The organism is Enterovibrio sp. FF113, from assembly GCF_041439165.1.
In the GTDB taxonomy this organism is placed as follows: domain Bacteria; phylum Pseudomonadota; class Gammaproteobacteria; order Enterobacterales; family Vibrionaceae; genus Enterovibrio; species Enterovibrio norvegicus_A.
Window position 1 is genome coordinate 134,297 of the sequence record NZ_JBGONO010000004.1, and the last position, 12,478, is coordinate 146,774.

13 protein-coding genes are annotated in these 12,478 nt (G+C 49.3%); 4 read left to right on the forward strand and 9 right to left on the reverse strand.

Annotated features, from left to right (window positions below; all coding sequences use genetic code 11):
• Positions 1 to 58 precede the first annotated feature (58 nt).
• Both ACED36_RS04605 and tpiA read right to left on the reverse strand, forming a co-directional pair.
• Positions 59 to 538: a tRNA (cytidine(34)-2'-O)-methyltransferase gene (locus ACED36_RS04605; protein WP_016961926.1), complete on the reverse strand. Its 480-nt coding sequence runs from the start codon at positions 536 to 538 to the stop codon at positions 59 to 61.
• A gap of 142 nt (positions 539 to 680) precedes the next feature.
• The gene (gene tpiA / locus ACED36_RS04610) at positions 681 to 1,451 is read right to left on the reverse strand and encodes a triose-phosphate isomerase (protein WP_016961927.1); all 771 of its coding nucleotides are present in this window, start codon (positions 1,449 to 1,451) and stop codon (positions 681 to 683) included.
• A 279-nt stretch (positions 1,452 to 1,730) separates the two neighbouring features.
• Between tpiA and ACED36_RS04615 the strand changes: the two genes are divergently transcribed.
• On the forward strand, positions 1,731 to 2,078 hold the full coding sequence (locus ACED36_RS04615) for a 5-carboxymethyl-2-hydroxymuconate Delta-isomerase (protein ID WP_016961928.1): 348 nt from the start codon (positions 1,731 to 1,733) through the stop codon (positions 2,076 to 2,078).
• A gap of 60 nt (positions 2,079 to 2,138) precedes the next feature.
• Here ACED36_RS04615 and ACED36_RS04620 read toward each other — a convergent pair whose 3' ends face one another.
• From ACED36_RS04620 to ACED36_RS04630, 3 genes are all read right to left on the reverse strand, one after another.
• On the reverse strand, positions 2,139 to 2,477 hold the full coding sequence (locus ACED36_RS04620; protein WP_016961929.1) for a DUF3135 domain-containing protein: 339 nt from the start codon (positions 2,475 to 2,477) through the stop codon (positions 2,139 to 2,141).
• Positions 2,478 to 2,741: 264 nt separating this feature from the next.
• A complete protein-coding gene (locus ACED36_RS04625; RefSeq protein ID WP_016961930.1) occupies positions 2,742 to 3,485 on the reverse strand; it encodes a ferredoxin--NADP reductase in 744 nt (247 codons plus the stop codon).
• A gap of 20 nt (positions 3,486 to 3,505) precedes the next feature.
• Positions 3,506 to 4,144: a metalloregulator ArsR/SmtB family transcription factor gene (locus ACED36_RS04630; RefSeq protein ID WP_017002683.1), complete on the reverse strand. Its 639-nt coding sequence runs from the start codon at positions 4,142 to 4,144 to the stop codon at positions 3,506 to 3,508.
• Between the two features lie 296 nt (positions 4,145 to 4,440).
• On the opposite strand from ACED36_RS04630, the gene ACED36_RS04635 reads away from it, so the two are divergent.
• Both ACED36_RS04635 and ACED36_RS04640 read left to right on the forward strand, forming a co-directional pair.
• Positions 4,441 to 5,496 (forward strand): HlyD family secretion protein, encoded by a 1,056-nt coding sequence (locus tag ACED36_RS04635; protein ID WP_371732860.1) that lies wholly within the window; start codon positions 4,441 to 4,443, stop codon positions 5,494 to 5,496.
• Positions 5,493 to 7,046 carry a DHA2 family efflux MFS transporter permease subunit gene (locus ACED36_RS04640; RefSeq protein ID WP_016961933.1) on the forward strand — a complete coding sequence of 518 codons (1,554 nt, stop codon included), beginning with the start codon at positions 5,493 to 5,495 and terminating at the stop codon, positions 7,044 to 7,046. Before ACED36_RS04635 ends, ACED36_RS04640 begins: the two co-directional genes overlap by 4 nt.
• A 120-nt stretch (positions 7,047 to 7,166) precedes the next feature.
• On the opposite strand, the gene glpX is transcribed toward ACED36_RS04640, so the two are convergent.
• Both glpX and glpK read right to left on the reverse strand, forming a co-directional pair.
• Positions 7,167 to 8,174, reverse strand: a complete 1,008-nt coding sequence (gene glpX, locus ACED36_RS04645) for a class II fructose-bisphosphatase (RefSeq protein ID WP_016961934.1) — start codon at positions 8,172 to 8,174, stop codon at positions 7,167 to 7,169.
• 180 nt (positions 8,175 to 8,354) lie between these two features.
• Positions 8,355 to 9,860: a glycerol kinase GlpK gene (glpK, locus tag ACED36_RS04650; protein WP_016961935.1), complete on the reverse strand. Its 1,506-nt coding sequence runs from the start codon at positions 9,858 to 9,860 to the stop codon at positions 8,355 to 8,357.
• 658 nt (positions 9,861 to 10,518) lie between these two features.
• Here glpK and zapB point away from each other — a divergent pair.
• Positions 10,519 to 10,761: a cell division protein ZapB gene (zapB, locus tag ACED36_RS04655; protein ID WP_016961936.1), complete on the forward strand. Its 243-nt coding sequence runs from the start codon at positions 10,519 to 10,521 to the stop codon at positions 10,759 to 10,761.
• A gap of 140 nt (positions 10,762 to 10,901) precedes the next feature.
• Here the strand turns inward: zapB and rraA are convergent, their stop codons facing one another.
• Positions 10,902 to 11,399, reverse strand: coding sequence for a ribonuclease E activity regulator RraA (gene rraA / locus ACED36_RS04660; RefSeq protein ID WP_016961937.1), 498 nt, complete (start codon positions 11,397 to 11,399; stop codon positions 10,902 to 10,904).
• Positions 11,400 to 11,554: 155 nt separating this feature from the next.
• Positions 11,555 to 12,460, reverse strand: coding sequence for a 1,4-dihydroxy-2-naphthoate polyprenyltransferase (locus ACED36_RS04665; protein WP_016961938.1), 906 nt, complete (start codon positions 12,458 to 12,460; stop codon positions 11,555 to 11,557).
• Positions 12,461 to 12,478: the final 18 nt, after the last annotated feature.

Genomic DNA, 12,478 nt, shown 5'->3' on the forward strand with positions numbered 1-12,478 from the left:
CATTGGCAGTTTGGAGAGAAATAAGAAAAAGCAGGTGACCCTGCTTTTTTTTGTGCCTCTAAATCCCGCCGACAAAGCCCAACTGACGCCATGCTTCATAGCTAATAATGGAGACTGAGTTCGCTAGGTTAAGGCTGCGACTGTCTGGCATCATCGGCACGCGAATGCGGAGTTCTGGTTTGAATGCATCACGAATGCTATCCGGAAGACCGCAGGTCTCAGAGCCAAACAAGAAAATATCACCGGCTTGGTAACTCACGTCTGAATGGGGACGACTGCCTTTGGTGGTGCAGGCAAAAATACGGAGCTCACCTTCGTTTGCGAGATGCATGGCATCGAGAAACGCTTGATAGTTCGGGTAGCGGGTGATGTTGGCTAGATCATGGTAATCAAGCCCAGCGCGGCGCAGTTTCTTCTCTTCAAAATCAAAACCAAGCGGCTCAATCAAATGAAGTTTGCAGCCGGTATTCGCCGCCAAACGGATAATGTTGCCGGTATTGGGAGCGATTTGAGGTTCGTGAAGGACAATATGGAACATGATGTTCTGTGACCGCGCGTAGAGGAAAAACGCAGTATAGCGGGCTGACTAACGGGGATAAAGCGACAAAAAAAAGGAGAAGCCATGGCTTCTCCTTTTCTCGCGTGAGTGGCTGGCCTAAATAAGGCAGTCACTCACGAAATTAGTTTTTTGCTTCAGCTGCTGCTTTCGCGATACCCGCGAAGCTTTCTGCGATCAGCGCAGCGCCACCAACGAGTGCACCGTCGATGTCTGGTTGAGCGAAGTATGCTGCTGCGTTTTCTGGCTTAACAGAACCGCCGTATTGGATAACAACGTTCTTCGCCACTTCTTCGCTCTTCGCAGCGATGTGAGCACGAATTGCTGCGTGGATGCGTTGTGCATCTTCAGCTGTTGCTGCTTTACCGGTACCGATAGCCCAAATTGGTTCGTATGCGATAACTGCACCGTTCAACGCTTCAACACCTTGGGTGTTGATCACAGCGTCAAGTTGACGTGCACATACTGCCAGCGTTTCGCCCGCTTCGTTCTGTGCGTCTGATTCACCGATGCAAAGAACCGGCACAAGGCCATTTTCTTTCAAGAATGCAAATTTCTTAGCAACGAACTCGTCAGATTCTTCGTGGTATTCACGACGCTCTGAGTGACCGATGATGATGTGAGTCGCACCGAAGTCTTTCAGCATGTCTGGAGAAATGTCACCTGTGAACGCACCGGTTTGGTTAACGTCAACATTTTGTGCACCCAGAATGATTTTGCTTTGTGCTTTACCTAGCAGTTGCTCTGCCAGATCCAAATACATAACAGGTGGTGCGATAGCAACATCAACACCTTCAACACCGTTAAGTTCAGCTTCAAGGCCTTTGATCAGGTCAGCGACCATTGCTTTGTTACCGTTAAGTTTCCAGTTACCCATTACTAGTGGACGGCGCATAGGAATTTCTCCGTAATCCAATTATCAAAATCAATTGCTGGGAACGATAGCAGCAGACCCGCTAGCATTTCCTGCTCAAAATCATAAATGCCATCGTTTGTACGCGTTTTACGTCGAAATGTGAACCTTTGAGTAATAAATTTTCGTTATAAATTTTCGGATTAGCGCGGACAGACGACGGATAGCAAGGTGTGATCTGAGGTCAATATTCCTCTTCCTAGTAACAATCGCTCGAAATGCTGGGGTAAAGTGGCTCAAAATCGTAACAAGGAGCGAGTTATGCCTCATATTGTCATGGAGTACAGTGATCCGGTTTCAGAGCGGGTAAATGTCGGTCAGTTATTGGAGGACTTGCACCAAACGGCTATCGGTAGTGGCGAGTTTGGTGTGGCGGACGTGAAATCACGGGCGTACGCTAGTCACGAGTGGTTGATTGGCGATTCTGACAATCAGGAAAACTTCATTCACGTGACGTTGTGGTTACTTGATGGGCGCGATGAAAATCAAAAGAAAAATTTGAGCCACGCTTTCTTGGATGTATTGAAGCAACATGGTGCCGACGTGAAGAGTTTAACAGTGGATGTTCGGGATATGGACAGACGCTGGTATGCCAAAGAAATGCGATAGATGTAATCAACAAAAGAAAAAAAACGGCGGCGGTAAATACCCCGCCGCTGAAAAACTGAGTTAGCCTTCCACAGCAACAGTCTCGCTGTTGCGCTTCGGGTGCAATGTAGTGACGGTTGCGTTTCGCTCAGTTAAAGCTGCTGGGTCATTGATGGCAGTTGAGAAACGGTCAAATTGACGCATCAACTCTTTCATCAATAACGCGTTAACATGGTTAGGGTTTTTCCCTGATGCAATGACACGATTAATGTGGCTCATCTGAGCGCGCAATTTAGGCTGCATGTTGTCACTTGCGCTGACGATGATCTCTTCGCTCATTTCTATTCTTAGCGCGTCTAGCGCCTGCGGGTCGGATTCCGCTAAAGCTTTTAATTCGTCAAATGAAGGCATGGTTTTCATGGCATTACTCCTTGTGGCTGCGCATGACTTGCCTTTGACTATACGGTTAAAAAATGAGCGATCAATCACACCGCCGCCTCAAAAATGAGACGATGATGCTTGGATGGTTAGGTGTGTTTTTAGTTTGATACAGGTAATTGTTTGATGGCGACAGAAAACACGGTATACGGTATTTATTAGTCTTATTTTTGAGATGGTGATGTAAAAGTTACGCGAAATGATTGAAACCGATGAAATGGGGCATTGCGCCCCACATCTGGCATCTTACCAATACTGCTCGGTGGTGATGTGGCCAGGTTTGCGGCGTAAGTTTTTTTCTAATCCCTTTTGTTCAAGCAGTGCACGCACGTCTTTGACCATTTGAGGATTACCACACAGCATGATTTGGCTTTTCTCTGGTGTGAGCGGTATACCCACTACGCGTTCTAGCATGCCGTCTTCTAAGGCGTGGGTGATCCGGCCGGACAGTGCGCCCGCCTTGGGTTCTCTGCTTACGAAGGGTTGAACTAAAATTTGGTCGCTGTGTTTTTTCTTCAGTTCATTGATTTCCGCCTGATAGCTTAGATCAGCGGAAAAGCGTACGGCATGTATCAAGACGACTTTTCGGAACCGTTGCCAGACTTCTTCTTCTTGTAAAATAGACAGGAAGGGCCCAAGTGCCGTACCCGTGGAAATCATCCACAAGTGCTCGCCTTGAGGGATTTCTTCTAGCGTGAAGAAGCCGGTGGCGTCTTTAGTGATCATCACGTTGTCGCCCGCTTCGAGTTCGTGCAGGCGTGGTGAGAGCAACCCATCTGCTACGCGTGTGGCGTAGATTTCGAGATACTTGCTGCTGGGTGGGTTGACGTAGGAATAGGCGCGTTGAATCAGTTTACCGTCAATTTCTAGCCCAAGCTTGGCAAACTGTCCCGCAACAAAAGGCGCAACGTCGGCGTCCAGCGTCAGGCTGAACAGGTCTTTGTTCCAGCGTCGATTTTCAATCACTTCCGCTTTGATCCAAGTCGCCATACACACTCCTCAGCAAATAATTATCTGGATGACGCCTGCGTGCTTTTTGGTTGAATGTTATAGGTGCAGCGGCGTTGCCCTTCAATGATGTGTTCGTCTCGTGTGACGACATAGTCATCACCGAGCACCGTCTTAAATATGTGCTTTTCTGACTTACACAGGGCCGGACATCGTTTGGCGGCCTGACAAATAGGGCAATGGTTCTCAATCAGCAGGAAGCCCGTTTCGGTTTCCTGAAGCTCTGCCATGTAACCTTCGTTCTCTCTAAGATACGCCAAGGTTTCAAGTTTAGCCTTTAAATTATGGCAATCTTTGAGCGCATCGCGGTATTGCTGCAACGTTTTTTCTTCACGTTGCTGGATGACTTGGGTGAGTCCAGCTTCGCCAAACAGACTCTCTACGGACTCAATCACTGAAATGGCCAGATCGCCGTGACTGTCGGCAAATCGACGATGCCCTTCGGCGGTGAGTGACCAATGGCGAGTCGGTCGGCCGACTTTTACTCGAACATCACTAAAATCCAACAGGCCATCGTCTTCCATGGTTTGCAGATGTTGGCGGATCCCCATGGTGGTCATGCTCATTTCATCAGCCAATACACGCGCGCTGATGGCGCCTTCGCGTTTTATCTTGTGCAGGATTTTATCGACTGTTTTCATCGTACTCTCGTTCCTATGCTTTACGTTCCATTATGAAGTGAGCTTGCTAAATAAAGCAATGTCTTTACTTAGTTATTGCGCTGAATGGCTTTTTGCACCGAGAGAATCCCAGATGTCGGGCCGAATGAATAAAAGATGTCATTTAAATGAGATGGCTTGTCACAACACTAAAACTGAACGAAAAAACCTAATGATATGTTTCATATGAGACCGCAAATCGGGAATCCAGTCACTAGACTCTCCCAGTCTGGCTCAAACAACGCGGGCCAATTTAGCGCGTCTACCCGGGAGGTCTCATGGCTGAAAAACGCGGTTTTCCTTTTCGTAATGTCATGATCCTTATCGGTGTTGTGGTGTTGTTGGTGGTTGCAGCGTATTTTTATGTTCGCCATCAAGATCAATATCCGAGTACCGATGATGCGTATGTTCATGGCAACATTCTTTATATCGCCCCACAGATAAGCGGTCAGCTTACTGAAGTGAATGTTTACGATTTCCAGCATGTCGATCAAGGCGCAGTAATCGCGAGAATCGACCCTTCGGCGTATCAAGCGCGCGTGGAACAAGCGCAAGCTGCTTATGAAAATGCGACGGCAGCAAACAAGGCGACGAGTGATGCGATTGTGGGGGCAAGTGCGCAAATCCGCGCTGCGTCAGCCCAGTTGCTTGATGTGCAAGCCAAGTATCGCCGCAACATGGCGCTGGTGGACAAGGGGCTGCTACCCGCACAAGAAGGCAGTGACTTGAAGGCAGAGCTTGCTGCGGCAAAAAATAACCTTGATGTGGCGCGGGCAAGAATGTCGCAGCTCATCAGTGAGCAGGGCGCGTCAGGCACAGAAGCGCCTGCGGTTCGACAAGCGGCGGCGGCCTTGTCTGAGGCGTCGTTAAATCTCTCTTATACGTCCATTATTGCGCCGACATCTGGCACTTTAGGGGATGTGAACGTGAGACCGGGAAGTGTGGTTGCGCCAGGTCAAGCGCTGATGCCCTTGATTGAAGACAATTCGTTTTGGGTCGAGGCGAATTACAAAGAAGATGACATTGGCAATATAGCTGCTGGGATGACAGCCAGTGTGGTTCTCGATATGTATTCAGATACCACCTTCAGTGGCGTTGTTCAGGCTATCTCGCCGGCTAGCGGTTCCTCGTTTTCTCTGTTGCCGCCAGAAAATGCCACAGGTAATTGGGTGAAAGTACCCCGGCGTTTTCCCGTTCGCTTGACCATCACGACGGCGGGAGATTCGAAGCCATTGCGCGTTGGTGCCAGTGCAACGGTGACCATTGATACGTTGAAAACGGATGCCTCAAAAACAGGCACCTCAAAAACTGATGCCACGGATCAGCAGCAATGACAGCCAGTAACCCGAGTATGGCAAGCAACGGGCCTATGCCTCCCGGAGCCAGTCGTACCATGATCACTTTGGCGGTGATGCTCTCTGCCATCATGGTGCTGCTCGACATGACGATTGCCAATGTGTCGTTGCCGCACATGATGGGTTCACTGGGTGTGACCTCGGAGCAAGTCACGTGGGTGTTAACCTCTTATTCGATGGCGGAAGCCATTTTCATTCCTCTGGCGAGCTATTTCAGCCTACGTTTTGGTTCTCGACGTTTGCTCTTGGTGTCTGTCGCGGGTTTCATGGTGATGTCTGCAGCGTGTGGACAGGCAGATTCGCTGACGGAAATGATTGTCTTCCGTATCTTGCAAGGGGCGTTTGGGGCATCAGTGATCCCGCTGTCGCAATCTATTATGGTGCAGATTTATCCACAGGAAGAACGCGGTAAAGCAATGGCATTGTTTTCGGTCGGCATACTGCTTGGACCTATCTTGGGTCCAACCGTCGGCGGTCTTATTACGGAGCACATGGATTGGCGCTGGATATTCTATGTCAATGTTCCCGTGGGCATGCTGTGTTTGACCTTGCTAGCGGTGTTTGTGCGCTTGGATGGGCGGGACAAAACTTCGGTGGATTGGCCACTGGTCTTTGGTATGGCGATCGGGATTGGTTTGCTCCAGTTAGTGCTTGAACGCGGTAATCAGGATGGTTGGTTTAGTTCTAATACGATTTTGTTCGCTTTCATCATCAGTATGATTGCTTGGGCATTTTTCCTTCAGCGATCCTTTCGCACCAAAGGCGACATTGCTCCGATGTGGCTATTGAAAGACAGAAACTTGCTGTTGTCCTGCATCGTCATGACAGGTTTTTCGATGGGGATGTTTGGCATTACTCAACTGCAGCCGATGATGCTAGAGCAACTGCTGAATTATCCGGTGGATACAACGGGGTTCGTGATGGCGCCCAGAGGCTTAGCGTCCGCCATCGTATTGCTGTCAATTTCCCGCATTATTGACCGACTCGATCCGCGAATGTTGATTGTGGTCGGCTTGGTACTCAATGGTATCGGCAGTTTTATGATGATGAGTTATTCGCTCGACATCGATGTGTACTGGGTCTTGCTGCCGAGCATTATTCAAGGGGCGGGGATGGGGCTGGTGTTTGCACCGCTTAGTCAGCTTGCCTATGCCACGTTGTCGCCGAAGAATACCGTGGGCGGAGCGGTGATTTTCAACCTTTGCCGAACCTTAGGAAGCTCGTTTGGGATTTCCATCGTGAATACCTATTTCAGCCAAATTCAGCAAAAAGAGTGGCATGCATTAGGCGGTGGCGTGACGCCGGACAACCCTGTTGTGCAGCAACTTGCCGCGTCGCAAGGCACGACGGTGACGGACCCGAGTTTTATTGCGTCAGTGACACAATTGCTGCATCAGCAATCGACCTTGCTGGCGTTTGTTTACTCGTTTGGCTTTATCATGGTCTCTTATATTGTGTTGATCCCACTGCTAGCCTTGTTTAAAAAACCACCGGATAAGAAAGCCGCTAAGGCGGAAGCGTCTCCCTGATTCACGGTGTCTAGGTTTGCTGTACCAAGATAAATTGATGACCATTAAAAAAGCACGCCGAGGCGTGCTTTTTCTGTATTAAGCTATCGCTACAGTGAGCAATAGCGACAGTCATGGACGTTATAGAATGATGTCTTTCACTGCGTCGTCTTTGCGATCCATATAGTGGATAGACTTGATGCGACGGATAGTGCGGCACTTACCGCGGATAAGCAGGGTTTCCGTGGTGGCAATGTTCCCTTTGCGGGTAATGCCTTCCAACAGGTCGCCTTTGGTGATGCCGGTTGCAGAGAAGATAACATTGTCGCTGCTGGCCATGTCAGACATGCTCAGGCAAATGTTGGTTTCAATGCCCATTTCTTTGCAGCGAGCAATTTCAATTTCGCCCATGCGGCGGTTATCCTCATTGTCTTCTTTTACTTCATGACGCGGCAGCAGGCGACCATTCATGTCACCGCCCAATGCGCGGATCGCGGCAGCAGAAATTACCCCTTCAGGTGCGCCACCAATGCCATACATGAGATCAACTTCGCTGTCAGGCATACAGGTTAGGATCGAAGCGGCAACGTCGCCGTCAGGGATGGCGAAAACGCGCACACCCATTTCCTGCATTTCGCGGATGGTGTCGTCATGACGTGGTTTCGCGAGTGTGGTGACAACCAACTCATCCAGTGATTTACCCAGTGCATTAGCGACGTTAATCAGATTGTCGCGCAGCGGCAATTCAAGGTTGATAACCCCTTTGGCTTCTGGGCCAACACACAGTTTTTCCATGTACATGTCAGGCGCTTTCAAGAAGCTGCCTTTCTCAGCCGCGGCTAGCACTGCCAGTGCGTTTGACTGACCCATTGCGGTCATGCGCGTGCCTTCGATCGGGTCAACCGCGATGTCTACTGCATCGCCGCCCAAACCGACTTTTTCACCAATGAATAGCATGGGTGCATCGTCGATTTCACCTTCACCAATAACAATTTCACCTTCGATGTCGGTTTTATTCAGAAGAATACGCATTACTTCGACTGCTGCACCGTCTGCTGCGTTCTTGTCACCGCGGCCAAGCCACTTGTAACCCGCCAGTGCCGCGCCCTCTGTGACGCGTGAAAAAGCCATTGCTAAATCGCGTTTCATCCGATCTCCAGTGTCATTATTTTGTGGCATCAAAAGCTACCAAAATCAGTGTCTGATAGCGAAAAAACTCGGCGCGGATTTTACCATAAGCAAATAGGAAACGTTTGCGTTTTTGAGACGAAAAAAAAAGGGGCTTACCCCTTTTTCAATAATGGTCAGTACATTAAGCAGGTTTTAAGGTCAGTCGACATGCCACCCCTTTGAACACTCAATAGCGCGTTGCCAACCCACGTGACGACGGTTACGTTTGCCATCATCAGCACTTGGGCTAAAGCATCGGTCGATTTCCGCTTTGTTCTTGAGCTCATCAATACTGCTCCAGAAACCGACGGCGAGTCCCGCCAAATAGGCCGAGCCCAATGCGGTCACCTCGGTCACCTTGGGGCGATGCACTTCGGTGTTGAGTACATCAGACTGGAATTGCATCAAAAAGTTATTGGCAACGGCACCACCATCGACTTTGAGAAAGTCGAGTTTGATGCCCGAGTCTGCTTGCATTGCAGTAATCACATCCAGCGATTGATAGGCGATACCTTCGAGCGTCGCGCGGATAATATGGTTGGCATTGACGCCGCGCGTGATGCCGACGATGGTGCCGCGCGCATAAGGGTCCCAATGGGGCGCGCCAAGGCCAGTGAAAGCGGGCACGACATACACGCCGTTGCTGGTATCCACCTTGGTAGCGAAGTACTCAGAGTCCTTGGCATCTTTGATCAGATGCATCTCATCGCGCAGCCATTGAATCGATGCACCGCCCATAAACACCGCGCCTTCGAGTGCGTATGCTACTTCGCCTTTAGGGCCGCACGCCAACGTGGTCAGCAAGCCGTTTTGGGATGACACTTTTTCTTTGCCTGTGTTCATCAACAAAAAGCAGCCTGTGCCATAGGTGTTTTTGGCTTGGCCGGCTTCGACGCACATTTGGCCAAACAGCGCGGCTTGCTGATCGCCTGCAATGCCTGCAATTGGGATCCGCGTACCGCCTTTACCCCCAATATTGGTTTCGCCGTATACCGTAGACGAGGATTTCACCTCTGGCATCATGCACGAAGGGATACCAAGCGCTTTGAGCATGGAGTCATCCCATTCAAGGGTATTGATGTTAAATAGCATGGTACGGCTAGCATTGGTGTAATCGGTAACGTGAACACGTCCCTGCGTCATCTTCCAGATGAGCCAAGTATCGATAGTGCCGAACAGCAGGTCGCCTTTTTCAGCAAGTTCATGTGCACCTTCAACATGATCGAGAATCCATTTTACTTTGGTGCCAGAGAAATACGGGTCAATCACCAAGCCAGTATTTTCTTTGACGTATTTTTCGTAGCCATCAGATTTCAATTGCTCGCAAATAGGCGCGGTGCGACGGCATTGCCAAACAATGGCGTTGTAAATGGGTTTTCCCGTATGACGGTTCCAAACCACGGTCGTTTCACGTTGATTGGTGATGCCAATTGCTGCCACTTGATCTGAGCGAATGCCTGCTTTTCCCAATGCTTCTATCAAGGTCGAACTTTGGCTGGCATATATCTCGAGTGGGTCGTGCTCAACCCAGCCTGATTGAGGGTAAATCTGGGGGAATTCGCGCTGGGCGACCGTGACAATATTGGCATCGTGGTCAAGGATAACGGCTCGGGAGCTGGTGGTTCCCTGATCTAACGCGACAACGTATTTTTGCTCGGTGCTCATGGTGTGTCCTCTTTCGTTCCTTGTAAAAGCATAGTGCGACTTGGCCGACACTAGGTTTCATGCTGTGTCGTTTTTATTGTTGAATGGCGGTGCATAAGGGCAAACCTTCACATCACTGACACGTTGCCTACTTTAGTGACGAAACGACTTTCGTGAAGTGTTGACGTGGAAAAATGTGCGTTCGCTCATTATTTGTTCATTATCTGCTCGAAATCGAACATTGAGCGTCTCATTTTGCAGAGTATGTGAGTATTCGAATATATGGGGAGATAAATGAGGAGAAAAAGAAAAGGCTGACAACGAATGTGCCAGCCTAGCCGATATCGGCAAGTCTTGGATTGCTCCAAGAGAGATACGATCTTTATTAACGTACCATGTGGTCAGTGAATAAAAATTGAAAGATGTCGCATTTTTAGTCATTTACTGATGGGGAAGTCAAAAGCGAAGGCTGAAGAAGGCCAAAGAAGGCAGTGAAAAGGGCACAATTGATGCTTTTTTGTTCGCTTGTGATCCAAAAGTGGATTAGACAGGTGCGACTGACGTCATGCCCCGTTAGAATAGGTTTTCTGGGACGTGCAAGGTAGAAAAGCCTTATAGGGCAAGCCTTGACGAAGATTGCGCATTTGCGCTTAGACGTTGGAAAACATAGGTGGCCTTGATGTCATTGGAAATTTTAGAGCAGCTTGAAGCCAAAGTTCAAATGGCAGTAGATACCATTTCTCTACTTCAGATGGAACTTGAAGAGCTAAAAGAACAAAACGAAACCCTTGGTCGTGAGTCAGATTCTGTGCGTGAAAACCGTGACGCACTGGAGCAGGAAAATGCCCGCCTTCGTGCCGATCAGGACGCATGGCAGACCCGCATTCGCAACCTGCTTGGTAAGATTGAAGAAGTAGAATAATAAAACAGAGCCGATGGGCTCTGTTTTTCTATGAGGCAGCTTTGCTGTAACGCTCTGTGGTAAACGCTATTGGAGAGATTGTTGCAAAGAGCTGTTGTGAAGATTTGTTGGCGCCGCAATGGTGACGCCAATGGATCTCACTATTCGATATCGATTGCTTCTTGAGACAGTATAACGCCCGTGTTGTCGGCGTACAGATGATCTTCAGGAATAAATGTTACACCACCAAAGTTAACAGGGACATCTGCTTCACCCACGCCCATTCCAGTTTCTGAGCTTTCTGCTCCAACGGGGAATGACGCTAAGGCTTGAATGCCGATATCAATTTCATCTAGCGAATCGACATCGCGAACACAACCATAGACCACCAAACCTTCCCAGCCATTTTCTGCTGCTGTTGTCGCAATCTCAGCGTCAATGAGTGCACGGCGTAGTGAACCACCCCCGTCGATTAGCATCACTTGACCGGTACCATTTTGTTCCGCCATTTCACGGATCAGGCTGTTGTTTTCAAAGCACTTGATGATTGTGATTTGACCACCGAATGAACTACGACCACCGTAAGAGCTCATCATAGGTTCCAGTACATCAACCTGCTCCAAGTATGTGTCGCATAACTCTGAGGTATTGTATTCCATAATCAGACTTCTTCTTTGGGCTTAACGGTGCCGAATTGGCAAATTTGTGGCGTTCCGAGGGATGTCAGAAGCCACCCTATGCGAAAAAGTATAACGACAAGATTGGGCATTGCAATGACTGACAACACAAATCATCTTGCCTTCATCCCCGTGTATTAGTGAAGTAGGATGCCAGCCGCAAACAGCACGTTGGTCAAGAGAGCGACTTTCACCATGTCACCCATCATGGGACGCAATGACTCACCATCTTTCGACAGCCAGACTGCTCGCCCATGTTTGATGGCTAGCGGCAGAGAAAGCAAAAATAACCATCCTGTTATGCCACTTTTCTCGAGTAATGCAAATAGGGCAAAGCAAGTGAAAGCTGCGATTAACAGCACTTGGTGATAGGCGCGTCCCCATTTCGGTCCCATGCGAACCACCAGTGTGTATTTGCCGCAGACGCTGTCGTTATCAATATCACGCAAGTTATTAATGTTGAGCACACCAACAGCGAGCAAACCACACGCAGTGGCCGGCAAGAGTATGACCGAATCGAGTGTACCGGCTTGCAGATAGTAGGTGCCTGCGACGCCAAGCCAGCCGAAGAAAATTAATACTGACAGATCGCCGAGACCTTGATAGCCATAAGGTTTGTTGCCCACGGTGTAGCAAATGGCAGCAAGGATGGCGAGTATGCCCAATCCCATGAAGCTGACGATGTCGGTGGCGTTATCGAACGCACTTAAGACCAAAGCAGCGCCTACGCCAATGATCAGACACACATTGAGTGCCATGGCTTTTTTCATTGTGTGTGGCGTTACTAGCCCTTGCTGTATGGCACGCTTGGGACCGAGGCGCGCCTCGTTATCGGTGCCTTTTACGGCATCGCCGTAGTCGTTGGCGAGGTTAGACAGAATCTGCAATAGCAGGGCCGTGATCAAGGCGAGCAAGGTCAAAGAGATCGAAAAAGTTGCGGTTTGCGCTGCAACGGCGCTGCCACACAATATGCACGCAACAGCGAGTGGTAGCGTTTTGGGGCGCGCGGCATCTAGCCAAGTTTTAAGTGTGGATGAAGACATAACCAAAGAAAGCGTGTG